The organism is Ruegeria sp. CF5, assembly GCF_056537325.1.
The window spans coordinates 348,856-374,184 of record NZ_JBQFRI010000001.1 but is presented as its reverse complement, the minus strand read 5'-3'; the positions used below and the strand labels follow the sequence as shown (position 1 = coordinate 374,184).

Sequence of the window (25,329 nt, the reverse complement as noted above, 5' to 3'; positions counted from 1 at the left end):
CTTACAGCAGGTCGATGAACGACCCGAACTGTCCGCGCTTGAATATCAGCCCCTTACCGGTGCGATGCATCACATTCTCAACTTCACCCACAAGGATCAGATGATCCCCTGCGTCGTGACGGTTGAACAGTTTGCAGTCAAACCGCGCGAGACATCCGGACAGCACCGGCCTGCGTTTATGGTCATGCGCCCAGTCTGCATGAGAAAAATCCAAACCGTTCCGCGCAAAGCGAAGCGCCTGATTTTGCTGTTCCTCGGCCATGACATGGATGGAATAGTGATCGGCCGAGTGGAACGCGTCAAAGCGGTTGGAATCCTTGCCCAGACACCAAAGAACCAGCGGCGGGTCCAGAGACACTGAGGAAAAAGAGTTCACGGTTATGGCGACAGGGGCGTCACCCATCGTTGTCGTAACGACAGTCACACCGGTACCGAAACATCCCAGAGCCTCGCGAAATGCAAGGGTTTGATCCGGGCTTGGGGTAAAGACGTTTTCGGTCATCGCGTGCTCATTGGGTGGCCGCGCATCACGTGCCACGCCGCGAGGGGATTGTCCATGGAAAGCTGACTCTGACCTGCGCCTTTCGTATTCAGTTCAGATCTTCCAGCAACCGCCCATGCTTGCGCGTCTCGGCGATCACATCGCCAAACGTCCTCATGCCACGCGATTTCAGCATCGGCAGCATCTTCACCAGAACCTCAGCCGTGGCGACGGCATCCCCCAATGCCGTATGGCGCAGGGTTTCCGGTATCGTGACGCCCAGACGATCACAGACCGCGTCCAACGTATGAACCTCGCTTGCCCCGAACAGAACGGCGGACAACAGAACCGTATCAAGGATCGGATGATCCCAGCTGACATCCATCTTCGCGGCATGACGGCGCAGAAACGCCATGTCGAAAGGTGCGTTATGCGCAACTATCACCGCGTCCCGCGCAAAGTGGTGGAACCTGCGGCCGGCCTCGGCAATATCCGGCGCGCCCTGAACCATTCTGTCGCTGACCTTATGCACTCTGGTCGACGCAGGCGGAATCGGCATGCCCGGATCAACCAGCGTGTCCATCTGTTCGCCTTCGATGATCCTGCCCCTGAGAACGCGAACCGCGCCGATCTGAACGATCTCATCCTTATGGGGCAGAAGGCCGGTGGTTTCGGTGTCGAAGACGACAAAACACAGATCGGATAGTTTGCGGTTCTCGAACAGATCATCGCCCGGCGTGTCCAGCAGCTCGAAATCGTAAACCAGCGGCCGCGCTGCTTCGGGCGGAATGCGGGCGACGCTGTCCTCGAAAATCAGCATGTAACCCGGGGCATCCCCCAGCGGCTTCATTCGGGCTGTATAGGTCTGCGCGCCGTCAACGCTGCTGAGCGTGCAATAGGCATCCATCCCGGTTTTGACCAACTGGGCATAGGCTTTTTCCAGCGGCTCCCGATCCAGATAGTCGAACAGCGACGCGTTCAGCCGCGGATGCGCGATCTGCGCCAGAACCTCAGCCGCCTGAGCGTCATATAGAACGATCTTGTGTGTCGGCCCGGCCAGCAGCATCGCAACCGGAATTTCGGTCAACAGGGCAGTCAGGCGCTGTTTCTCTGCTGACAGATGCGCGGTCTCGGCAGCGACGGCTTCGGCGGTGTTCATGGCCTTGTCGGCCAGTTGCTCCGCCAGACCGGCGGCGGCGGGCGCGAGGTCGCCAAGATAGCGGGCGGCCTGCACGTCCATATCGGAACTGACCCCGGCATGGGCCCGGGCGCGCAGCTCGGCCGAAAGACGTTCGATCGGTTTGGCAACGTTGTCGTCGAACAGCAGCCAGACACCGGCCACCAGCGCAAGCAGACCGAACGAGATCACAATCCCGGCAAAGACAAACGCATCTGAGACATCCGGATCGCCCAGCCGTGCGTAGCTGATCCACAGCGCCAGCGTGCTGACAACAAGGCCGCCTACGGCCAGCAGGCAGAAAAACAGAAAGATTCTCAGACGCAGGCTCAGCCGGGTCAGCATGATCAGACCTCGCAGGTTGCCTCGATGATCGGATCGTTGGTACCGGCCTTCACCCAGGACGCATTCAGCAGGGCGCCGTCATCGCCGAACTCGGCCCCGTCGATCAGGTTGGCCCGCCGGTTTCCGGCGCAGTCAACGGCGACGGGCAGTTTCGAAACCGGAGCCCAGCGACCAAAGAAATACAGATCGACCAATCGCTGATCCGGAACCTGTTCATTGGTACGAACCGACGTGGTGTCGATGGCGGCAAACCTGTCCACGAAGGGAACCGCATAGGTCCAAGGGCGATAGATGGCGCGGCTTTCAACCTCCTGCACGACGGCCAGACCTTCGGGCAGGGCGTCGCGCGTGCGGTCGTACCACGAATATTCGCTGCCGATGGTGACGGCGATCATCCCAACCCCGGCCCCGACAGGCGCGGCCCAGCGGGGCAGGCGGCCGCCCGTCACCATGTTCAGCAGCATTACGATACCGGCCACGGCGAAACCCGCGAAAACTGTGCCGATCAATTCCAGAAACATGGTGTCTCTCCGTCCTGCGGCGCTGTGCGCCGGTATTGGTGCCGCCCGGGGCGATACACTCAAATGTTATTACCTTGATGCTAACTCAGCATCCCTTTTCCGTGTCCAACCGCCGACTGCATCGTTTTGGCCACCACAAAAGCGTCCCTCAGATGGCTGCGTTCGAAATCCGAAAGCTCGGTCGGTGGCATGTAGTTGTCCGGTTTTCCGCCCGACCTGACCAGCGCCACCTGATGCTCCAGCCGGGTTTCTGCGATCAGATCATAAGCATCCAGCAGATCGCGCGCACCCGAAGGGCTGATGACGCCGGCGGCTTCGGCCGCCTCCAGCCTGGCCCGCGTATTTGCCTCGGTCAATTGCCCCTTTAGCGCATAAATGCGCGCCAGATCGACAATCGGAACCACGCCGTTGTGTTTCAGATCCAGCGTGTTGCGATGCTCGCCCGACCGGATGGTGGCAAACCCCCGCAGCAGTCCCAGCGGTGGTGTGTGTTTCAGCGAGTTCGAAATCATATGGGCCACAAAGATCGAATTGTTGCTGGCGGCCTTCAGTGTATCGGCCTGCAAGTCCTGAAAAAGCCCGAACGCGCCGCCAATCGGGCGCAGATCGAACATGACCGAGGCCAGCATTTGCGCCTCTGGGTTTGGCTTGGCAATCCAGCCCGAAAAATACTCGCGCCAGACCCGAACCGGCTGGCACCAGCGCGGATTGGTCGCCATCATGTCGCCGGGGCAGTAGAAATACCCGCAAGTGTCCAGACCGTCCGAGACGAATTTGGCCAGAGCGTGGAAATACGGCATGTCGGCATCCGTCACGCTGTCATCCAGCATCAGGCAATTGTCCTGATCCGAAACGCCGGTCTGTTCCTGCCGCCCCTGCGATCCGCAGGCCAGCCACAGATAGGGAACCGGCGGCGGCCCCAGCTTGTCCTCGGCTAGTGTCAGCAGGCGGCGCGTGGCCGTATCCGCAATGTCGGTGATCAGGCGCGTGACGATCTCGTGCCGGTTGCCACCGGCCACCAGTTGCACAAGCAGTTGCGGGATTTCGGCGGTGACATGCGCCATGTCCTTTGCCGATGGCGCATGGGCGATGCGGCGCACCAGCTCAGCTGAACTGACAGCCTGATAATGTGTCAGATCCGTTTGCGTGACCATGCCGACAAGCCGATTTCCCTCGGTAATCGGTATGTGGCCGATATTGCGCTCCATCATGGCATGCAGCACATCCGACCCGATATCGCCCGGTGACAGAGTGATCGGATCGGCGGTCATGACCTGTGAAATGGGGGTCGATGCGGGCAGCGCCTCGGCAACGACCTTTCCGGACAGATCGCGCACGGTGACAATGCCCTGCAGCGCATCGCCATCGGTGATGCACAGGGACGAGATTCCGCGATCCCGCATCAGCTGCGCAGCTTCCTGCACCGAGGTGGCCAGAGGGCAAATCGCCGGGTCACGCGTCATCAGCGTGTCGATACGGCTGGTGGCAAGCGTCGGCTGCTCCGGCCGCGGAGCGCGGGAGCGGTTGAAAAACCGGGCCACGATCTGATGCTCGGAAATAAGTCTGCGGAACAGGGCAGGGGGCAGCACCAGCAATGTCGTGGGCGCATCTGCTCTTGCATGGGTGGCGGCTTTGCCGTCCCGCAACAGGCCACGCTCGCCAAACGAATTGCGCAGGCCCAGATGGGAAACAACCACGCCGTTTGCGTCGGTGATCTCGATCTGGCCTTCGTAGATGATGAACAATCCGGGCAGTGCGTCACCCAGCGCGTATATGCCCATGCCCTGTTCGATGTCCCGCACCTCGATCTGCGGTGCCATGGCGTTCAGCTCGTCCATCGGCAAGGCGTCATACGGGTGTACGGATTTCAGAAACCGCGTGATGTGATCGGACGACAGGGCCATGTGTGGTCTCTTGATGTCTTAACGAAAAGCCCCGCCCGGTGGTGTGCCGGGCGGGAACAGTGGGTCGAAGGTTGCGGCCAGAGTGTCAGACACCGCCAGCCGCATCCGACTCAGTGATCCTGAGCCGCGCCCGCGCCACGGGGAATGCGCACGCTTTCGACCAGATCCTTGATCTCCTGCGGAGTCTCCTTGGTCATGCCGGCGACCACATAGGCGACGCCAAAGTTGACCATTGCACCGATGGCGCCGAACGAGGTCGACTTGATCGGACCCAGAAGCGGATCAGCATCGGTGAACGAGTTGGTGCCCGGAATGAACAACCAGCCCTTGTGCAGGAAGATGTAGACCAACGTGACCGTCAGACCTGCCAGCATACCTGCAACCGCACCGGTGTTGTTGATGCGGGTCGAGAAGATCCCCATCATCAGCGCCGGGAAGATCGAGGCAGCCGCCAGACCGAATGCAAGCGCAACCGTTTGCGCCGCAAAGCCCGGTGGGTTCAGACCCAGATAGGTTGCGACAACGATGGCCACGGCCATAGCGATACGCGCGGCCAGCAGTTCACCCTTTTCCGAGATATTCGGGTTGATCGCACCTTTGACAAGGTCGTGGGACACAGCCGACGAGATCGCCAGCAGCAGACCCGCAGCCGTGGACAGAGCAGCAGCCAGACCACCGGCAGCAACCAGACCCACAACCCAACCCGGCAGGTTGGCGATTTCAGGGTTTGCCAGAACCAGGATGTCACGGTTGAACTTGGTCAGCTCGTTACCAACCCAGCCTTTTTCCTCGGCAAGCGCCTGCATGTCGGCATTCTTGTCGTTGTAGTACTGGATCTTGCCGTCGCCGTTTTTGTCTTCCCAATCCAGCAGACCGGTTTTCTGCCATGTGGCCATCCAGTCATAGCGCGGATCGTTGTCGATTTCCTCGACCGAGACAGCGCCACCTTCGATGCCACCATTGGGCCACATCATGTCGGTGATGTTCAGACGGGCCATTGCGCCAACCGCAGGGGCGGTCAGGTACAGCAGCGCGATGAACACCAGCGCCCAGCCAGCGGACCAACGAGCGTCGGACACTTTCGGCACGGTGAAGAAGCGCATGATCACGTGCGGCAGACCGGCGGTACCGATCATCAGCGACAGCGTGAACAGCACCATGTTCAGCGTGTTCGAATGGTGCGCCGTGTATTCGGCAAAGCCCAGCTCGGCCACGATGGCGTCCAGCTTGGTCAGCAGCGGCTCACCGCCTGCGGTGTCACCGAACAGACCCAGCGCCGGGATCGGATTGCCGGTCAGCTGCAGCGAGATGAAGATTGCCGGGATGGTATAGGCTGTGATCAGCACGCAGTACTGAGCGACCTGAGTGTAGGTCACGCCCTTCATCCCGCCAAACACTGCATAGGCGAATACGACGCCCGCGCCGATCAGCAGACCAGCGGTGTTCGACACCTCGAGAAAGCGGCCAAAGGCCACGCCCACGCCGGTCATCTGACCGATCACGTAGGTCACCGACGCAACGATCAGACAAATCACCGCAACGATACGTGCGGTCTGGCTGTAGAAGCGGTCGCCGATGAACTCCGATACCGTGTACTTGCCGAACTTGCGCAGGTAGGGCGCCAGCAGCAGCGCCAGCAGCACGTAGCCGCCGGTCCAGCCCATCAGGAACGAGCTGTTGTCGTAGCCGGTAAAGGCGATAAGGCCCGCCATCGAGATGAACGAAGCCGCCGACATCCAGTCAGCCGCAGTCGCCATACCGTTGGTGACCGGATGAATGCCGCGACCGGCGGCATAGAACTCTGATGTGGACCCCGCGCGGGCCCAGATCGCGATGCCGATGTAAAGCGCAAAGGACGCGCCCACAAACAGCAGGTTGATGGTAAACTGATCCATTGTCCCCAGCCCCTTAATCTTCGCCCACGCCGTGTTCGGCGTCCAGCTTGTTCATCCGCCAGGCGTAGTTGAAGATCAGCACCAGAAAGACCAGAATCGATCCCTGCTGAGCGAACCAAAAGCCCAGATCGGTGCCGCCAACGGCGATGCCGGACAGCAACGGACGCAGCAGAATGCCGAATCCGAAAGACACCAGCGCCCATATGATAAGGCTGATGACGATGAGGCGCAGGTTTGCCTGCCAATAGCCCTTGTCGGCTTCGGCAGTCTGCGCGGAGTTTGTTGAATGATCCGCCATTGCGGTACCTCCTTGCTTCCTCCTCGGGCGGCCCCATGCCCAACTCCTCCAGTACGTTGGGCCACCCTTTGATGCGCCGAACGCCAGGTCGACGTCAGGCATAACTTCTCCGGTCCGCCAGGGCGGGTCCATTGAAGTATTCTTTTGCAGGATCAAAGCCCTTGGTCGGGCTCGTCTCCTCCCCTTAATTCATCGCGTCGCCGACGATCCTCTCCAGATCGCGGGCGATGTCGTCGATCTTGCCCATGGCGTCGGTGCGCACCAGAACGCCATTGCCATCGTAATATCCGATCAGCGGTGCGGTCTGCGCGTGGTACGCCGCAAGGCGCGAAGCCACGGTTTCCGCGTTGTCGTCGGCGCGGCGGCTGAACTCAGTCTTGCCGCATTTGTCGCAAACGCCTTCGACCGCCGGTTTCTTGAACTGGTCGTGAAACCCTTCGCCGCATCCGGCGCAGGTGTAGCGGCCCGAGATACGGATCACCATTTCGGCATCCTCGACCTCAAGGCTGATGGCGGCGTTGATCTTCTGATCGGTTTCCGACAGCAGACCGTCCAGTGCCTCTGCCTGAATCGTGGTGCGCGGAAAGCCGTCCAGAATGACACCGCGCGCGCAGTCAGGTTCGACCAGACGGTCGCGCAGGATGGCAATGACGATCTCGTCACTGACCAGATCGCCCGCTTCCATGACAGCCTTGGCAGCCTTGCCCGCCTCGGTGCCTGCGGCAACCGCCGCACGCAGCAAATCACCGGTGCTGAGTTGCACCAGCCCGAACTTGTCTTCCAGCATCCGTGCCTGTGTGCCCTTCCCGGCGCCCGGAGGGCCGAGAAGGATCAGTACGGCGGGGGTGGTGGTTGTGGCAGCGTCCATCACACCCTCACTTGTTCGCGCGGTTTTCGATCAGGTCTTCGACAACCGACGGATCGGCCAGTGTCGAAGTGTCACCCAGCGAGCCAAAGTCGTTCTCGGCGATCTTGCGCAGGATACGGCGCATGATCTTGCCCGAACGGGTCTTGGGCAGGCCGGGGGCCCACTGGATCACATCCGGGCTGGCGATCGGGCCGATTTCGGTCCGCACCCATGTCCGCAGCTCTTTCAGCAACTCATCGCTGGGTTCGCGGTCATTCATCAGGGTGACATAGCAATAGATGCCTTGCCCCTTGATTTCATGCGGATAACCAACCACGGCAGCCTCGGCGACAGCGGCGTGTGCCACCAGCGCGCTTTCCACCTCGGCCGTACCCATGCGGTGACCCGAGACGTTGATCACGTCATCGACGCGGCCGGTGATCCAGTAATCACCATCCTCGTCGCGGCGGCATCCGTCGCCGGTGAAGTAATAGCCTTTGTAATCCGAGAAATAGGTCTTCTCGAACCGCTCATGATCGCCCCAGACGGTGCGCATCTGACCGGGCCAGCTGTCCTTGATGCAAAGAACGCCCTCGACCCCGTTGCCCTGAATTTCGACACCGGACTGCGGGTCCAGAACAACCGGAAGGATGCCAAAGAACGGCTTCATCGCCGAACCGGGCTTCATCGCATGCGCACCGGGCAGAGGGGTCATCAGGTGACCGCCGGTCTCGGTCTGCCACCAGGTGTCCACGATGGGACAGCGACCACCGCCCACAACTTCATTATACCAGTTCCAGGCTTCGGGGTTGATAGGCTCGCCAACGGTGCCAAGAACTTTCAGATCGCTGAGGTCGCATTTCTCGACCCACTCGTTGCCCTGACCCATCAGCGCGCGCAGAGCGGTGGGAGCGGTATAGAACTGGTTCACCTTGTGCTTTTCACACACCTGCCAGAACCGGCTGGCATCCGGATAGGTCGGCACGCCCTCGAACATCAGCGTCGTCGCCCCGTTCGCAAGCGGACCATAGACGATATAGCTGTGCCCGGTGACCCAGCCCACATCCGCCGTACACCAGTAGATGTCGCCTTCGTGGTAGTCGAACGTGACCTCATGTGTCAGCGAGGCATAGACCAGATAACCGCCTGTCGTGTGCACCACGCCCTTGGGCTGGCCGGTCGAACCCGAGGTATAAAGGATGAACAGCGGATCTTCGGCATTCATCTCGGCGGGGGCGCAGTAATCATCTGCTTCCAGCGCCATTTCGTTATAGTCATAGTCGCGCCCGTCGACCCATGTGGTCTGACCGCCGGTGCGCTTGACCACCAGACACTTCACCGTGTCCTTGCAATGCAGCAGGGCGGCGTCCGCGTTGGATTTCAGCGGCGTCTTGCGGCCCCCGCGGGGGGCTTCGTCGGCGGTGATGACAACCTTGGCCTCACAGCCGTTGATACGGGCGGCCAATGCATCCGGCGAGAACCCGGCAAAGACGATCGAATGAATGGCGCCGATCCGCGCGCAGGCCAGCATGGCATAGGCCGCTTCGGGGATCATCGGCAGGTAAATCACCACCCGGTCGCCCTTGCGAACGCCCATCGATTCCAGAATGTTGGCCATCCGGCAGGTACGGCGATGCAACTCGGCATAAGAGATGTGTTGTGCCGCATCGTTTGGATCATCCGGCTCCCAGATGATCGCGGTTTGGTCGCCGCGGGTTTTCAGGTGGCGGTCCAGACAGTTGGCAGAAACGTTCAGCGTACCATCGGCATACCAGTTGATGCCGACATTCCCGAAGTTGTAGTTGACGTCCTTGACCTGCGTATAGGGCTTGATCCAGTCGACCCGCTTGCCTTGCTCATCCCAGAATTTCTCGGGGTCGTTAATCGAGGCCGCATACATGTCGGCATATTTCGCGGCATCAACGTGGGCACGTGCGACGGTTTCGGCGGATGGCGGGTACACCTTGGCATCTGCCTGGGCAGCGGTCGTCATTTCTGAGGCTCCTCCCTCTGGACTGGATTACATGAACCGATATTGCCCGTAGTTCGGGTAATGTCGATCCGGTTCCTCCCCAAGTCGAATAATACGGGGTTCGGAAAAGAAAGAAATAAATTGCCGTATTTCCTGAATTTGTTTGTAAAGAAATTTTTACTTCTGTGGTCAATTTGTAAACTTTTTCGAAATAGATGAAATTAATTTAATGATAGCAATGCTCTAGTTGTGGATTTTAGATCCCCTCATTACCCTGTAAATTATCGGCGCTCCCGGTCGCAACCTGACGGATCACGAGCGATTGCCGTGCTCCCGTTTGCCGGGTGGCTAGATCTGGCACCGGCGGCAGGGGTTGGCAGGCACAAGTGTTGGCGCTAGCTTGACCGTCAAGCGCCCTGACAAAGGGGCGTCGCACAGGGAGAGAATAAAATGCACAAGATGTTGAGCGGCGCGGCAGTAGCCGCCATTAGCCTTGCTTTTGTCGCCGAGGCGTCGGCCACGGAATGGAATGCCTCGGTCTGGGGCAAACGACGCGCCTTTACTGAACACGTCGAAAAACTGGCCGAGCTTGTCAACGAAAAGACCGGCGGCGACTTTACCATCAACGTCAGCTATGGCGGCCTGTCCAAACCCAAGGAAAATCTGGACGGCATCGAAATTGGCGCGTTCGAGATGGCCCAGTTCTGCGCGGGCTATCACCGCGACAAGAACCGCGCGATCACGGTTCTTGAGCTGCCTTTCCTCGGCGTGAGTTCGCTGGATGAAGAGGTGGCCGTCAGCCACGCCGTCTATGCCCATCCGGCAGTCAAGGATGAAATGGCGCAGTGGAACGCGCGTATCCTGATGACCTCACCGATGCCGCAATACAATCTGGTGGGTACCGGCGACCCGCGTGACCAGCTTGCAGAATTCGACGGCATGCGCGTGCGCGCGACTGGCGGTCTGGGTCAGGCGTTCGAAGCGGTCGGCGGCGTTCCGACATCCGTACCCGCGACCGAGGCGTTCAATGCGATGGAATCCGGTGTTGTTGATACCGTGGCCTTTGCCCAGCACGCCCACCTGTCTTTTGGCACTATCAACGAAGCCGACTGGTGGACCGCCAACCTGAACCCCGGCACCGTGAACTGCCCCGTTGTGGTCAATATCGAGGCGTATGAGGCCCTGCCGGCCGAACATCGCGAGGCGCTGGACAGTTCCATCGACGAAGCCATCGCGCACTACCTCGCCAACTATGGCGAACTGCTTAAGAAATGGGATGGTGTTCTGGAAGAGAAGGGCGTGCAGAAAGTCACGATCGACGATGCCGTTCTTGACGAATTCCGTGCCAAGGCGGCTGACCCGATCCGGGAACAGTGGATCGCCGATATGTCGGAACAGGGGCTGCCTGCACAGGACCTGTACGATCTCGTTCAGGCCACGCTGAAGCAGCAGCGCGGCGGTAACTGAGACCTGAAACCGGGCACCCTCGGGTGCCCGGATCACGACTGATTTCGCGACACAAGGGAATTCCGGGATGGCAGGACATGCCACGGTGCTGGAGGATGGCAGCCTCCTAAGCCGTTTGGATCAGCGTTTGCTCAAACTTGAAAGGGTGCTGGCCCTGCTCAGTGGGTTTGCTGTGTTTTCGCTGATGGTGCTTGCCGTTGTATCCGTCGCCGGCCGAAACGCCTTCAATGCACCGCTGCCCGGCTATGTGGACTGGATCGAGCAGGCCATGCCCCTGATCGCCTTCCTTGGCGTTTCCTTTGTTCAGCGCGATGGCGGGCATATCCGGATGGACATCGTCATCTCGCGCCTGCGCGGGCGGGCATTGTGGCTGTTCGAGCTGATCTCGGTTGTCCTGATCCTCGTCCTCATGCTGGCTTTGGTCTGGGGCAGCTGGGCGCATTTTGACCGGTCCTTCGATTTTGGCGCGCCGCTATGGAGCCGCGACAGCTCGATCGATATCGGCATCCCCCTTTGGCCCGCCAAACTGCTGGCGCCAATTGCCTTCTCGGTTTTGTGCCTGCGGCTGATCCTGCAAATCTGGGGATACGGGCGTGCATTCATAATGGGTCTGGAAGAGCCCGCCGGAGTGCCGCTGATACAGGACACCGCCGCACAGGCCGCAGCCGAAGCCGAGCAGCTTGAGGGGCAGGAATAGCGCATGGACACGATTGACATCGGCCTTTGGGTCACAGGCGGGCTGCTGGTCCTTGTCGTTACCGGTATGCGGGTTGCCTTTGCCGCGGGCCTTGCGGGTCTGGTAGGGCTTGTCTGGATATTCTGGGCCAAGTTCGGCTATGACCCGGACCGTTTCGGCAAGGCGCTGACCGTTGCAGTCAAAACCGCAGGGCAGGTGCCTCATTCCAAGGTCGCCTCGCACACGCTCAGCCTGATCCCGACGTTTATCCTGATTGGATATCTGGCTTACTACGCGGGTCTGACCCGCGCATTGTTCGAAGCCGCAAAACGCTGGGTGGCCTGGGTTCCCGGAGGGCTCGCGGTCTCGACCGTCTTTGCAACCGCAGGATTTGCCGCCGTGTCCGGCGCTTCGGTTGCCACATCGGCGGTTTTTGCCCGCATCGCCATCCCTGAAATGTTGGCCGTGGGTTACAACAAGCGCTTCGCCGCAGGGGTCGTTGCGGCGGGTGGAACACTCGCCTCGCTGATCCCACCATCCGCAATTCTGGTGATCTACGCCATCATCGTGGAACAGGACGTGGGTAAACTGCTGCTGGCAGGGTTCATTCCCGGCGCCTTTTCCGCAGTGATCTATGGGTTGCTGATCGTCGGCATCGCGGTGATCTTCAAAACCGTCGGCCCGCCGGTGACTGGATTCAGCTGGCGCGAACGCTTCGTCGTGCTGCCCGGAGCCTTGCCGATCGTTGCCGTCATCCTGATCATCATCTGTTTTGTCTACAACCCGTTCGGCGATCAGGCCTGGGGAACCCCGACCGAGGGTGGCGCCATCGGTGCCTTCATCGTGTTCTGCTTTGCGCTGTTCCACGGAATGCGGTGGGCCGAGTTCAAATCCGCATTGCTGGAAACGGCCAAACTGACGGCCATGATCTTTTCGATCATCTGGGGGGTACTGATATACGTTCGCTTTCTGGGCTTCGCTGACCTGCCGGGCGCGTTCTCTGACTGGATCACGTCGCTGCAGATGTCCCCAATGCTGATCCTGATCTGCATTTTGCTGGCCTATGCCGTGCTGGGAATGTTCATGGATGCCATCGGAATGCTGCTTCTGACCCTGCCTGTCGTCTATCCGGCGGTTATGGCCCTGAACGGCGGGGAAACTGTGAGTGCGGCAGATAGCGCCTTTGGCATGTCCGGCCCGATGTGCGCCATCTGGTTCGGAATTCTTGTGGTGAAGATGGCCGAATTCTGTTTGATCACCCCGCCAATCGGTTTGAACTGCTTCGTGGTGGCGGGTGTGCGCCCGGACCTGAGCGTACAGGACGTCTTTCGCGGCGTAATGCCGTTCTTTATTGCAGATGCCGCGACAATCGCGTTGTTGGTGGCCTTTCCGGCCATCGTCCTCTATCTGCCCTCACTTGCCGGTTAGATGCCGCAACCATCTGTTCGTGGCCAATCAGTTTTTTTGCGAGGCTCTGCCTCGCGCTCCGGAGTATTTTTGGCCAGATGAAGTAACGGATCCTTAACCCATTGGTGCGATCAAGAACCTGCGGTACAGGCGGGAGCGCCGATGACCGCGCCAGGTGAAGCTCTCTGGCTACGGTCGGAGAGCGGATCCCCTGTTCATCTGGCTGAAAATACTCCGGGGGAGGCGCCGAAGGCGACGGGGGCAGCGCCCCCTTCCGTTCTGACGGTTTAATGGTCCGCCGTGTATGTGATTATCTGGCGCGCATCAGCATCCCGAACAGGTCGCGCGGATCGTCAGGATCGGCCAGCATGTCCAAAGGTTCAAAATAGCTGGTGCCTTCAATCGCGCGTTTGATGTAGCGGAGCGCCGAAAAATCCTCGATCGCAAAACCAACACTGTCAAACAGGGTGATCTGCCGGTCATCTTTACGCCCTTCGGCTTGACCAGCCATGACCTGCCAGATTTCGGTGACGGGGTGATCGGCTTCGAGGGCCTGAATTTCCCCTTCGATGCGGGTCTGTTCGGGATACTCCACGAAGATGTCCGAGCGCAGCAGGATGTCCCGGTGCAGCTCTGTTTTACCGGGGCAGTCTCCACCGATAGCGTTGATATGCACACCGGGGCCGATCATGTTGTCGGTCAGGATTGTTGCGTATTTCTTGTCTGCGGTGCAGGTGGTGATGATCTGCGCGCCCTCAATCGCATCTTCGGCGGTTTTGCACAGGACCACGGTCAACCCGCTGCGTTGAAGATTTGCGGCACATTTCGCGGTTGCATTCGCGTCTGTGTCGTACAGGCGAACCGTATCGATGCCGCACATTGCCCGGAAAGCCAGACACTGAAACTCGGACTGGGCGCCATTTCCGATCATCGCCATCGTTTTTGCGTTCTTCGGGGCAAGGTAGCTGCCGACCAGCGCAGAAGTCGCCGCCGTCCGCAGCGCTGTCAGCATCGTCATCTCGGTCAGAAGGGTCGGGTATCCGGTATAGACATCTGCCAACAGGCCAAAGGCAGTCACGGTCTGCAGACCTTCGGACGTGTTCTTGGGATGACCATTCACGTATTTAAAGCCATATGCCTCACCATCCGATGTCGGCATCAGCTCGATCACGCCATGCGGGGAATGGGCCGGAATGCGGGGGGTCTTGTCAAAGCTCTCCCAGCGTTTGAAATCCGCTTCGATTTGCGCCGCAATTTCGGTGATCATCTGCTCGACACCGATGTGGTGGATCAGCCGCATCATGTTGTCGACCGAAACGAATGGCACAAGCGCCTTATCTGATGGCTGGGTCATTTAGAAACTCCGGGTTGGGCGGTCAAAGATACGGCGCCCCATGAGTGAGGCGGCCAGATCTACCATCAGTTTTGCGGTGCGGCCGCGTTCGTCCAGAAATGGGTTCAGTTCGACCAGATCCAGCGAGCGGACCAGCCCGCTTTCATGCAACAACTCCATCACCAGATGCGCCTCACGCTCGGTCGCGCCACCGGGGACGGTTGTGCCGACGGCGGGTGCGATGGCGGGTTCTAGAAAGTCCACATCCAGTGATACGTGCAGAATACCATCCGCTGCCCGCACTCTGTCCAGAAACGCCATCAGGGGCGCCTTGATGCCATGTTCGTCGATGCTGCGCATGTCGGCCAGCATGGCGCGATCCTTTTCCAGCGCCGCGCGTTCAGCGGGATCGACCGAGCGCAGGCCGATCATGCCAACGCGGTCGGTCGGAACCGGCGCGGGCAGGGCGGGGAAGGCTTCAAACCCCGGCTGCCCGGTAAAGTAAGCCACCGGCGTACCATGCAGATTGCCGCTGCCGGTGCTGTCCGGTGTGTGAAAATCGCTATGCGCATCCAGCCAGAGCACGAACAGCGGCCGGCCATGTGCCTGCGCGTGCGCGGCCATACCGGTGACGGTTCCCATGGACAGGGCATGATCACCGCCCATGAAGATCGGCACGCCCTTTGCGGCGCATTCCTGTGCCGACCGGCTTAGGGCTTGGGTCCAGCCCACGCATTCCGGCAGGGAAAACAGATGGTTGTGCTCGGGGATGTCGACGGCGTCGGGCGCGACGTCGCCCAGATCGGTGACCTGATGCCCCAGATCAGCCAGTGCGCGTTCCAGACCGGCAACGCGATAGGCGTCCGGGCCCATCCGGCACCCCTGACGTCGTTTGCCGGCATCCAGTGGGGCTCCGACCAGAAGAATGTTTTGCGTATCCATGATGCCATTTAGCGATACCTAGCGGGTTGCCGGAAGAGAGCAAATTGCTCAAAATGAAACCGAATTGACCAAAGTGGAATCGGATGATGGACGATCTGGATAATCGGCTGCTGAACGCCCTGCATCGGGACGCGCGTGCCTCGCTGTCGGAACTCTCGGAACAACTGGGGGTGACCCGCACCACCGTGCGCAGCCGGTTGCAGCGGCTTAAACAGTCCGGAGAGATCATCGGCTTTACCGTAACCACGCGACAGGACGTGGCGCAAAGCCCGGTGCGCGGCCTGATGATGCTGGGGATCGAGGGGCGCGGTACCGAACGGATCATGTCCCGGATATCCGCCATGCGGCAGGTACGCGCGGTGCATTCGACCAACGGCCATTGGGATTTGATCGCCGAGATCGGCACCGGGACGCTCGAAGAACTCGACGAGGTGATTTTCATCATCCGGCGCATGGACGGGGTTACACGGTCGGAAACCAACCTTTTGCTGTCAACGCGCAAGGGGCGTCTGTAGGCCCGGCCCGGAAAAAGCCACGCAAGCTGGCGCAGTGCTTTGAACATCAAGGAAAATGTGCCAGATTGCGGTGAAGTCTTTATTCGGTCCAGCGGCCACAGCAAATGGGGATGCCCGATTGCGCGGTTGCACAGAACCAAAGGTCGTTTCATGGCATACGGGCAGGGAATTCCATCATGACCGCGCAGGAACAAAGTGAAGAGCCCCGCGTCGAACAGTGGGTCGAACGCATTGCGGCGCTGCTGGAAAAGCCGCTGGTCAGGATTTCGGTCCCGATCCTGATCACGCTGATCGCCCTGATGGTTCTGCACGAGCTTTCGTCGCACGTGAAATGGACCGATGTGCAAACGGATATCGCGGCCAAGTCCTGGTGGCTGATGTTCATCGCGGTGTGCTGGACGGCTTTCAGCTTTCTGTCACTGTCGTTGTACGACGTTTTCGCGGTTCAAAGCGTGGCCGAAGGCAAGGTGCCCCTGCCGGTCGCGGGCATGGCTGGTGCAAGCGGTTATGCGGTGTCGAACTGCCTTGGCTTTTCGTACATCACCGGCACGGCCATCAGATACCGTATTTATGCCTCGCTCGGGCTTGATCTGGGGCGTGTGGCCGGTGTGATCGCAACCTCGTGGGTGGCGTTCTGGATGGGACTTGTGCTGATCCTTGGCCTTTTACTGACCTTTCACCCGGACGGCATTTCCCAGGTTCTGCCGATCAGCGAGATTACCGAAACCGGCATTGGCGTTCTAATGCTGTTTGGCCTGGCATCCCTGTTCATCTGGCTGGCCCGTGGCGGGCGCAAGTTCTCGTTGGCCGGGTTTGCCTTCAACCTACCGGGCGGTCGTCTGGCCGGTCTGCTGACACTGGCCGCGATCGGCGATCTGTTCGGCGCGTCGATGACCCTGTACGTGCTGATGCCGGATGATCTGGGCGTCGGATTTCCCTACTTTTTCACCGTCTATATCGCCGCCATCGCCGTCGGAATCCTCAGCCACGCACCCGGCGGGATCGGCGTGTTCGAGGCCACCCTGATCGCCGGGCTCGGGGCGTCGGGCAGGTCGGATATCATCGCGGCGCTGTTGCTCTATCGGGTCGTCTATACGTTCCTGCCGTTCGCCATTGCCTGCCTGTCCATCGGGATCGCGTGGGCCGTATCCCAACGACGTGCAATCGGCGGGGCGGCAAGCTGGGCCTATCGGGTGACCAGACCGATCATTCCGATGGTTGCGGCGGGTGTTTCAGCGGTCGCCGGGGTGATCCTGCTGGTATCAGGCGCATTGCCCGCCAGTTCCGCAAATCTGGGCGTCCTGCGTGAATTCCTGCCGCTGTCGTTTGTCGAGGCATCGCATCTGCTGGGCAGCATTGTCGGCGTGCTGCTGATCCTGATTTCGCGCGGGTTGTTCCGCAAGCTTTACCGCGCGTGGATACTGGCCATGGGGCTGATGGTTGTGGGGTTCTTCGCCTCACTGGCCAAGGGGCTGGATTCGCATGAGGCGCTGTGCATGCTGGCGACCATCGCCATGCTGGCCCTGTCTCGAGGCGCGTTCTACCGCGTCAGCGGCGCGTCGATCTTTCGGCTGAACATCCCGTGGCTGGTCAGCATCGTGGCACTGATGGCCGTGATCTTCTGGGTGGGCCTCTTTGCCTATTCCCACGTGGATTATCAGAATGCGCTGTGGTGGGATTTTGCCTGGAACGGCGACGCTTCACGCTTTTTACGCTCCAGCCTTGTGGTGGCCGTGATCATCGGTGTGGTCGCAGTCAATTCGTTGTTCGGTCACGAAATTCCCGAAATAAAACAGACCGAAATCCCCGAAGTTGTCCGCCGTCTGGCGATGGAGAGCGAAGATACCGAGGCGCAGATATCCCTGACCGGAGACAAGCAATTCCTGATCTCGCCGGATGAATCCGCCTTTATCGCCTATGCCGATACCGGCAATGCGCTGATTTCCAAGGGTGAACCGGTGGGCGACGAAAAGGCGGGCCAGCAGCTGGTCTGGCAACTGCGCGAGATGGCAGATCGCGAGGGCAAGCTGTGCGCCTTTTACAGTGTCTCCACCAAATACCTGCCCACCTTCCTTGATCTGGGCCTGTCGATCCTGAAAATCGGCGAGGTCGCGCGCGTGCCGCTCAAGGATTTCTCGCTCGACGGCAAGCCCAAGAAAGGTTTCCGTCAGGCACGTAACCGGGCCGAGCGTGAAGGATACGTGTTCGAGATCATCCCAAAAGAGGAACTTGGCCCGGTCCTGCCTGAATTGCGCGCAATCTCGGACCACTGGCTTACTAACAAGGCGGGGGAAGAGAAGGGCTTTGCTCTTGGCGGATTCAGCGAACATTACCTGTCCTATTTCGACCACGCCGTTCTGCGTGATGGTGAAACCGGCAAGATAGTCGCCTTTGCCAACCTGTTTCAGGGCGGCAACAAAAGCGAGCTGTCACTGGACCTGATGCGATACGAACCCGATAGCCCAAGCTTTGTCATGGACGCCCTGTTCGCTGAGATGATGCTATGGGGATCAGCACAGGGGTTTCACTGGTTCTCTCTGGGTGCCGCGCCGTTTTCAGGCATTGAAAATCGACAGCTTGCCTCGATCTGGAATCGGATCGGCGGATTTGTCTATCAACACGGCGAACAGTTCTATCACTTTGAGGGGCTGCGGTCCTTCAAACAGAAATTCGATCCGGAATGGAGCCCGAATTATCTCGCCAGCCCCGGCGGTCTGGCCGCGCCGCGTGTATTGTACGAGGTCAACATCCTGATCTCGGGCGGTATCCGTGGGCTGACGAAATAGGCTTATTCCAGACTGACGCCAGTCGGGTCCTTCTCCAGCAGATCACCCCAGTCTGTGCGATAAGCCATTTCCGCAAGTACGGTTTCGGGCAGGAACTCCTGATTTTGCCGGATCTGCCATCCGCCACCCAGACCCTTGTAGATCGCCACCAAATTCGACGACACCTGCTGACGCGCCTCGATCAGATTGGCCTGTGACCGCAGCAGGGCGGTCTGCGTGTTCAGAATACGCGAATAATCCGCGATGCCGTCGGTATACTGGCTGACCGCAATGCCTGCCGCGCGTTGCGAGGCTTCGACGCTGCGCTGATAAAACACCACCTGCTTGCGCGCTTCGGCATAAGCCACCATCGCGCTTTCAACCTCGGAATAGGCCGACAGGACCGTGTTCTGATAATTCGCGATCAACCCTTGATAGGCCGCGTCCTGTGCCCGCACGTTGTTCTTGATCCGGCCATAGTTCAGCACGTTCCAGACTACCCCGGCACTCGCCAGACCGGTGCCGCTGTTCGAGCTGAACAGGTCGCGCCCGCTGGAGGCCTGTAACCCGATCGAACCGGACAGGATGAACTGCGGGTACAGATCCGCCATCGCAATTCCCACCTGCGCCGATTGCGTCGCCGCCGCCAGCTCAGCCGCCCGGATATCGGGACGCCGGCGCAGCAATTCTGCCGGAACGCCCACGGCAACATTGGCCCGCGCCGTTGGAATGGGGCGCGAACTGCCCAGCAATCCGGTCATGCGCGAAGGCGTCGTGCCCAGCAGCACCGCCAGCGCATTCTTGGCCTGTTGCAGATCGCTTTCCAGCGTGGGCACCAATGCCTTGGTGTTGTTCAGCAACGCCGTCGATTCCTGCACGTCCAGTTCGGTCGTGACGCCGTTGTTGAACCGCAACTCGGTCAGATCCGCCGATTCCTGCTGCAGCCGGATGTTTTCACGCGCTACTCCCAGCGTTTCCTGCAACGCCCGGATATTGATATAGATCGCGGCCACATCTCCGGTCAGCGTGACCAGCGCATCGTCATAATTCGCCACTTGCAACGCCAGATTGGACCGGGCCCCCTGAACGCCCCGCCGCTGCGCGCCCCAGACATCCAGTTCCCACTGGGCATCAAAGCCAACCTGAGAGGTCGCGAATTCGGTATCCAGCGGAATGACCCGGTTGATGTCCGCGATGGGGTTCAGGTTTTCGCTGATCCTGCGTTGCGAGATGGACCCGCCGACCGCCTGCGATTGCGGGTAAAGCTCGCCAAACGCGATCCCAAGCTGCGCACGGGCCTGCAGAACGCGGGCCCCCGCCACTTGTAACGACAGGTTCTGCGCGTATGCGTCCGCGATCAGCCGGTTCAGTGTGGGATCATTGAATGTTTCCCACCATTTGACCACCGGCGCGCTGCGCGAGGTCAGCCCGCTGCCCTGACTGGCGTTGGGGCTGTTCACCTCGATCCATTGCTTGACGACCGGCGAGCTGGGTCGCACGAAATCCGGCCCGACCGGTGCGCAGGCTGCCAGCAATCCCACTACACAGATGGCCGGGGCGACCGACCTGCCGAATATTCCAAACCGTCCTGCCTTTGCCCGTATCATGTGCTCACCGTTTTTGTTTTGGGGCATCCTCAGATGTCCAGCGGTCTGATGAAGTTGGCGAACGAGTAGAGGCGGATATTGATGCGCCTCAGGAACTCAAAACTCTTGCCCTGACCGGTATAGATGGCGACCGCCGCATGGCCGCCTGCCGGAAACTGATGCCCTTCGGGGACGTCCACCGTAATCTGAACGGCGATCCGGCCGGGCAGTTTCGGCAGTTCAAAGCCGGGCAGGCGGCCTGAAGGCAGGTACTGCCCCTGCCGCGTGGCCCACCAGACCGCCTCGACCTTGCCATTGAGGATTTCGCCCGGATACAGGTCCAGCGCCACCTCGACCGGCTGGCCGGGTTCAACGAATTTCAGGTTCTGCTGCCGGAACGTGGCCAGAATATACGGAGCGTCTTCGGTGACAAAGCTGGCAATGGCGCCCAGTCGAATGTCACCGACCACCAGTCCCGGACGGGCCTGCTGCGATACGATCATGCCGTTTTCCGGGGCGTAGATCGTTGTGTTCTCAAGGAAATACTCGGCCTCTGCCAGTTGCGACTGCGCCTGCAGGATACCTGTATTCACCCCGTCGATTTCGGATTCCAGCGCCAGTTGCGCCTTTTGCAAATTAGCCTCGGCCTGTTTGACCTGCGCCAGATCTTCGTGAACCTGCTCGTTCCAGCGGTCCAGTTCATCCTGCCGTGCGCCTCCTGCAGGAACCAGATTTTCGTACCGGGCTTTTTGGGTCTGGGCATAGGCCAGCTGTGCATTTGCGCGCTCCAGCCCCTCGGTGGCGGCGATGACATCCTGTTCAAGGATCTTGGCGTTCTGCTCGGCGGCAACCAGCTGTGCCTTGGCGTTGTCCACGGCCAGCGAAAACACCGTGTCGTCGAACCGATAGAGCGGATCGCCTTTCGTCACTATCGTATTCGGCTCGACCAGGACTTCGGTCAGAATGGTTGGCTGGGTCAACTTGGGCACGATCTGAATGGTCGAGCGCACAACGTGGCTGTCGATCGAGTAGGGCTGAAAGAACCGCAGCGCCACAAGGAATATCAGCAACAGATGCGCGCCGACCCAAAATGAAACGACCCCCCAGACGATGTTGAACTTCAGCCATTTCGCCTTGAAGAAAATGAACCAGACGAAAATGATGTAGAAAAGCGTGATACTCAGGGCGACGAACATATTATTTCTGGCCTTCCGGGATCAGCTTTTCTGCGTGGTGTCGGGGTCAGAACCTTGATCGGCATGGTCCTGATATTCGGGCTTCACCTTGCCGCCCATGCGTTCGATTTCCTTGCGGATCGCATCACGCTCTTCCTTTGGAAATCTGCGCAGATCGACGGTTATCCCTTCGTGGAACGCCCAGATAAAGGCGTGAATCCACGGGATTACGGCCAGAAATCCGGCCCAGCCCATGATCTTGACCGCTTCGGCATGTGGATGGTTGCGCTTTAGGGCGATCCTGCCCGGCAGTCCCATGATGAACAAAAACAGGGCCATCACCGCAGCCAGCAGCAATATCAGCGCCACAAATGTCAGGTAGTCGTAATAGCCCAGCGGTTGCCCAAGCAGCCCCATTCCGTGCCTCCTTGCCTGTATCCCTTACATCATCGGGCTTAACCTTCGGCCTCGTCAATCAGTTTGTAGCTTGTTGGTGGGTCATCACAGATCCCCGGGCCGCATTCGACCAGAGTGGCCACCGCATTCAGCACCGCCAGCCCCAACATGAAGAAAAAGGCCGCCATTGCCAGCTTGCTGCCGCCAAACCGTGGCTGGGCCTTGGTTTCTTGGGATGTTCTGAACTGGCTGTCGAACATCAGCATGACCGCAGTTCCGAGAATGATCAGGAAAAAGCAGATCGCGGCCCAGGTGTAATAATGCAGCCCAAGTACGGGCGAACCATAGTGTCCGGTTCCGGGGACGATGTGCAGCAGTATCTGCCGCACCGCTACGCCGCCGCCGAACAGCGCGGCGATCAGCATCATCGCATAGTGGCGCGGGTGCGGGCCATAAAGCAGGTTCAGCCCCAGTCCAACGCCCACCGCGACAAAGCCAACCCGCTGCAGCAGGCATAAAGGGCAGGGCAGCTCATAGAGCTTCAGCTGATAGAAGAACGCAAGCAGCAACACGACACCAACGGCAAAGGTGGCAAGCGCGTTCAGGGTGCGGGACAATTCAGGCGTAATGGTCATGCGCATCGGCTCCGCATCCTAAAGTTGTATCGACAATTGGGTCGTTGCGTGGAACTTCAGCCAATAGGCGCTCAGCAACAGCGTCACAAAGAACAGCACGTCCCCGGCGGTTCTTTTTCCAAAGTAATTCAAGCCCATCGTGGCCGTAAACATCGCAAACAAAAGCGCAATCATTGCCCGGTCCTCCCCTCCCGTGCGACGACTTTCAAATTAACCGGATAGTGTCACCCCAACTCGCATCTGGCAAGCGGCAGGATTTTCCGCTCTCGTTTTATGAGAAATTTCCGTGGTCTGAACGGGGGTCATGCCAGATTACCGGCACACAACAACCTGCGTGTCCCAGTCCTGACACTGCCGCGTCAGATCGGGCGAAAGCGGGTGATCGGTATAGAAACGGTCGATCCGGGAAAGCGACGCGATACGCGCCGGGGCCGTGCGTTGAAATTTGGACTGATCGGCGACCAGACAAGTTTGCCGTGCCTGTCCGATGATCGTCTGGCTCACATGTACTTCCTGAAAGTCGAAATCCAACAGGTCGCCATCCTGATCCAATGCCGAACAACCGATGACAGCATAGTCGAACTTGAACTGTTTGATGGTTGTTTCCGTCAGGTTCCCGATCAGACCACCATCCGAGCGGCGCAAAACTCCGCCCGCCACGACGATTTCACAATCGGGGTTGGCCACCAGAATATTGGCAACGTTCATGTTGTTGGTCACGACCATCAGGTTTTTGTGGCCCAACAGCTCGCGGGCGACGGCTTCGGTCGATGTGCCGATATTGAGGAACAGCGACGCGCCATCTGGAATGTCGGCCGCGCATTTGGCGGCGATACGGGCCTTGGCCTCTTCGTTCAGGTCGCGACGGTCCTCGTATCCGATGTTCGAAACGCCCGACCGCAGAACCGCACCGCCATGAACCCGGTCCAGCTTGCCCGCATCCGAAAGCTCGGTCAGGTCCCGTCGAATGGTCTGAACCGTGACCCCGAACCGGTCCGCCAGGCCGTCCACGGTAACGCGGCCTTCCTGTTTGGCGATCTCAAGTATGTCGGATTGCCGAAAGGAAAGGGACATTTCAGGCTCCTGCGATTCGCGGTTCTGGTCGTTTTCGTTCTTTTTCGTTGTATCTGCAACTTTTTTGGGCTGTACGGGTCACTATCAAAGCTACTTCTTGCTCAAACGAACATAAACGAAAAAATAGATTGATCATCCGAATGCTGCTCGCATAAACATGCGCGTGGCGTTCAACGAGAGGAGTCGGTTGGCCGTGAGTAAAAACGACAGCCAGATTTTCGATCTTTTTGTCATCGGTGGCGGGATAAACGGATGCGGCATTGCCCGTGATGCCGCCGGGCGTGGCCTGTCGGTCATGCTGGCCGAGATGAACGATCTTGCCTCGGCCACATCCTCGGCCTCGACCAAGCTGTTTCACGGTGGTCTGAGGTATCTTGAGTATTTCGAATTCCGGCTGGTGCGCGAGGCGCTGATCGAACGGGAAACGCTGTTGCGCGCCATGCCTCATATCAGCTGGCCCATGCGCTTTGTGCTGCCATACCACACCGATATGCGCTTTGACGCCGAAACGCCGACCTCGCGCCTGTTGCGGCGCGTGATGCCTTGGATGCATGGTCGCCGCCCGGCATGGCTGATCCGCCTTGGTCTGTTCCTTTACGACCACCTTGGCGGGCGCGAGATCCTGCCGGGCACACGCTCAGTCGATCTGGCCACGGTCCCCGAAGGGCGGCCACTGCAACAGAAGTTCACCACGGCATATGAATATTCAGATTGCTGGATCGAGGATTCGCGGCTGGTCGTCCTAAATGCCCGCGATGCCGAAACCCGAGGCGCCCAGATTCTGGTACGCACCAAAGTTGAATCGGCCGAAAGGGCAGGTGATCTGTGGAATATCACGATCCGCGATCTCGCCAGCGGTACAACCCGCGTGGTGCAGGCCCGGATGCTGATCAACGCCGGCGGCCCTTGGGTTGGCGACATCATCCAGTCGAAAATCCGCATCGACTCGACCCATGGCGTGCGTTTGGTTCGCGGCAGCCATATCGTGACCCGAAAGCTCTATGATCACGACAAATGCTACTTCTTTCAGGGTGAGGACGGGCGCATCATTTTTGCCATTCCTTACGAACAGGATTTTACCCTGATCGGAACCACCGATCACGATCACACCGACCTGTCCGAACCACCGGTTTGTACCGAGGCTGAGCAGGATTATCTGTGCGCCTTCGCGTCGAAGTATTTCGAACGCACGATATCGCGCGACGATGTGGTTTGGACTTATTCCGGTGTCCGCCCGCTTTATGACGATGGTGCCAGCAGCGCGACGGCAGCGACCCGTGACTATACGCTCAAGGTTGATGCAGCAGGCGGGGCTCCGGTTCTGAACGTCTTTGGCGGCAAGATCACAACCTATCGCCGTCTTGCCGAAAGCGCGCTTGAAAAGATCGCGGAACACTTTCCCGATCTGCCCGGACCATGGACCGCAGGCGTGCCGCTGCCAGGTGGTGATTTTCCGGTGAATGGTGTTGCCGACGTGGTCGAGTGTCTGCAGACGGATTTCCCCTTTCTGACCCGGCCGTGGGCGCACAGGCTGGTACGGGCCTATGGGACCGAGGCGTGGGATGTTCTGGGCAGTGCCAAAAACCAGACAGATCTGGGTGGTGATTTTGGCGCAACCCTGACCGAACAAGAGGTCATCTGGCTGATGAACCACGAATACGCGCGGACTGCTGCGGATGTGGTCTGGCGGCGCAACAAGCTGGGCCTGCGCATGGATCAGCACCAGATTGCGGCGCTTGACGATTGGATGGCCGGGTACCGTAACAAAGGCGCTTCGGCTGCGGCGGAATAGTTCGGTCGGACTGGCATGGCCATGATGCGCCATTTTGTGCGAAACGTCTCTGTCGGACCGGGATGAAACACCATTCCAGGGGCTAGGCGGCCTCGGGATTTTCTTTATGATACACGGGGTTTATCT

22 protein-coding genes are annotated in these 25,329 nt (G+C 59.5%); 6 read left to right on the top strand and 16 right to left on the bottom strand.

Features of this window, described 5'->3' with window-relative positions:
- Position 1: 1 nt before the first annotated feature.
- From ACR0NW_RS01725 to acs, 8 genes are all read right to left on the bottom strand, one after another.
- The gene (locus ACR0NW_RS01725) at positions 2–502 is read right to left on the bottom strand and encodes a flavin reductase family protein (protein ID WP_480449188.1); all 501 of its coding nucleotides are present in this window, start codon (positions 500–502) and stop codon (positions 2–4) included.
- An 88-nt stretch (positions 503–590) separates the two neighbouring features.
- Complete coding sequence (locus ACR0NW_RS01720) at positions 591–2,003, bottom strand: 3'-5' exonuclease (RefSeq protein WP_480449190.1); 1,413 nt, start codon at positions 2,001–2,003, stop codon at positions 591–593.
- 2 nt (positions 2,004–2,005) lie between these two features.
- A complete protein-coding gene (locus ACR0NW_RS01715) occupies positions 2,006–2,524 on the bottom strand; it encodes a hypothetical protein (RefSeq protein ID WP_480449192.1) in 519 nt (172 codons plus the stop codon).
- Positions 2,525–2,604: 80 nt separating this feature from the next.
- Complete coding sequence (locus ACR0NW_RS01710) at positions 2,605–4,428, bottom strand: DUF294 nucleotidyltransferase-like domain-containing protein (protein ID WP_480449194.1); 1,824 nt, start codon at positions 4,426–4,428, stop codon at positions 2,605–2,607.
- A gap of 110 nt (positions 4,429–4,538) precedes the next feature.
- On the bottom strand, positions 4,539–6,323 hold the full coding sequence (locus tag ACR0NW_RS01705; protein WP_170650350.1) for a sodium:solute symporter family protein: 1,785 nt from the start codon (positions 6,321–6,323) through the stop codon (positions 4,539–4,541).
- Between the two features lie 13 nt (positions 6,324–6,336).
- The gene (locus ACR0NW_RS01700; protein WP_170650348.1) at positions 6,337–6,621 is read right to left on the bottom strand and encodes a DUF4212 domain-containing protein; all 285 of its coding nucleotides are present in this window, start codon (positions 6,619–6,621) and stop codon (positions 6,337–6,339) included.
- Positions 6,622–6,805: 184 nt separating this feature from the next.
- The gene (locus ACR0NW_RS01695; RefSeq protein WP_480449196.1) at positions 6,806–7,489 is read right to left on the bottom strand and encodes an adenylate kinase; all 684 of its coding nucleotides are present in this window, start codon (positions 7,487–7,489) and stop codon (positions 6,806–6,808) included.
- A 7-nt stretch (positions 7,490–7,496) separates the two neighbouring features.
- A complete protein-coding gene (gene acs / locus ACR0NW_RS01690; RefSeq protein ID WP_170650344.1) occupies positions 7,497–9,461 on the bottom strand; it encodes an acetate--CoA ligase in 1,965 nt (654 codons plus the stop codon).
- Between the two features lie 429 nt (positions 9,462–9,890).
- Here acs and ACR0NW_RS01685 point away from each other — a divergent pair, with 429 nt between their 5' ends.
- From ACR0NW_RS01685 to ACR0NW_RS01675, 3 genes are all read left to right on the top strand, one after another.
- The gene (locus ACR0NW_RS01685) at positions 9,891–10,907 is read left to right on the top strand and encodes a C4-dicarboxylate TRAP transporter substrate-binding protein (protein ID WP_170650342.1); all 1,017 of its coding nucleotides are present in this window, start codon (positions 9,891–9,893) and stop codon (positions 10,905–10,907) included.
- Between the two features lie 67 nt (positions 10,908–10,974).
- A complete protein-coding gene (locus ACR0NW_RS01680; RefSeq protein ID WP_480449198.1) occupies positions 10,975–11,604 on the top strand; it encodes a TRAP transporter small permease subunit in 630 nt (209 codons plus the stop codon).
- A 3-nt stretch (positions 11,605–11,607) separates the two neighbouring features.
- Positions 11,608–13,011 carry a TRAP transporter large permease gene (locus ACR0NW_RS01675; protein ID WP_480449200.1) on the top strand — a complete coding sequence of 468 codons (1,404 nt, stop codon included), beginning with the start codon at positions 11,608–11,610 and terminating at the stop codon, positions 13,009–13,011.
- Between the two features lie 289 nt (positions 13,012–13,300).
- Here ACR0NW_RS01675 and ACR0NW_RS01670 read toward each other — a convergent pair whose 3' ends face one another.
- Together ACR0NW_RS01670 and rocF are read right to left on the bottom strand one after the other, a co-directional pair.
- Entirely contained in the window at positions 13,301–14,344 is a 1,044-nt protein-coding gene (locus ACR0NW_RS01670; RefSeq protein ID WP_480449202.1) for an ornithine cyclodeaminase, read from the bottom strand.
- Entirely contained in the window at positions 14,345–15,265 is a 921-nt protein-coding gene (rocF, locus tag ACR0NW_RS01665; protein ID WP_480449204.1) for an arginase, read from the bottom strand. It lies immediately after the preceding gene.
- An 86-nt stretch (positions 15,266–15,351) separates the two neighbouring features.
- Between rocF and ACR0NW_RS01660 the strand changes: the two genes are divergently transcribed.
- Positions 15,352–15,780 carry an Lrp/AsnC family transcriptional regulator gene (locus tag ACR0NW_RS01660; RefSeq protein ID WP_170650328.1) on the top strand — a complete coding sequence of 143 codons (429 nt, stop codon included), beginning with the start codon at positions 15,352–15,354 and terminating at the stop codon, positions 15,778–15,780.
- 176 nt (positions 15,781–15,956) lie between these two features.
- The gene (gene mprF, locus ACR0NW_RS01655) at positions 15,957–18,566 is read left to right on the top strand and encodes a bifunctional lysylphosphatidylglycerol flippase/synthetase MprF (protein ID WP_480449206.1); all 2,610 of its coding nucleotides are present in this window, start codon (positions 15,957–15,959) and stop codon (positions 18,564–18,566) included.
- A 2-nt stretch (positions 18,567–18,568) separates the two neighbouring features.
- On the opposite strand, the gene ACR0NW_RS01650 is transcribed toward mprF, so the two are convergent.
- The 6 genes from ACR0NW_RS01650 to ACR0NW_RS01625 form a co-directional block, all read right to left on the bottom strand.
- The gene (locus tag ACR0NW_RS01650; protein WP_480449208.1) at positions 18,569–20,179 is read right to left on the bottom strand and encodes an efflux transporter outer membrane subunit; all 1,611 of its coding nucleotides are present in this window, start codon (positions 20,177–20,179) and stop codon (positions 18,569–18,571) included.
- A 2-nt stretch (positions 20,180–20,181) separates the two neighbouring features.
- On the bottom strand, positions 20,182–21,327 hold the full coding sequence (locus ACR0NW_RS01645; protein WP_480449210.1) for an HlyD family secretion protein: 1,146 nt from the start codon (positions 21,325–21,327) through the stop codon (positions 20,182–20,184).
- A gap of 21 nt (positions 21,328–21,348) precedes the next feature.
- Positions 21,349–21,723 (bottom strand): DUF3302 domain-containing protein, encoded by a 375-nt coding sequence (locus ACR0NW_RS01640; RefSeq protein WP_170650318.1) that lies wholly within the window; start codon positions 21,721–21,723, stop codon positions 21,349–21,351.
- Between the two features lie 38 nt (positions 21,724–21,761).
- Positions 21,762–22,337, bottom strand: coding sequence for a disulfide bond formation protein B (locus ACR0NW_RS01635; RefSeq protein WP_480449212.1), 576 nt, complete (start codon positions 22,335–22,337; stop codon positions 21,762–21,764).
- Between the two features lie 18 nt (positions 22,338–22,355).
- On the bottom strand, positions 22,356–22,511 hold the full coding sequence (locus ACR0NW_RS01630; RefSeq protein WP_170650315.1) for a DUF5993 family protein: 156 nt from the start codon (positions 22,509–22,511) through the stop codon (positions 22,356–22,358).
- A 138-nt stretch (positions 22,512–22,649) separates the two neighbouring features.
- Positions 22,650–23,411: a DeoR/GlpR family DNA-binding transcription regulator gene (locus tag ACR0NW_RS01625; RefSeq protein WP_480449213.1), complete on the bottom strand. Its 762-nt coding sequence runs from the start codon at positions 23,409–23,411 to the stop codon at positions 22,650–22,652.
- Between the two features lie 193 nt (positions 23,412–23,604).
- On the opposite strand from ACR0NW_RS01625, the gene glpD reads away from it, so the two are divergent.
- Positions 23,605–25,203 carry a glycerol-3-phosphate dehydrogenase gene (gene glpD / locus ACR0NW_RS01620; protein WP_480791498.1) on the top strand — a complete coding sequence of 533 codons (1,599 nt, stop codon included), beginning with the start codon at positions 23,605–23,607 and terminating at the stop codon, positions 25,201–25,203.
- Positions 25,204–25,329 lie beyond the last annotated feature (126 nt).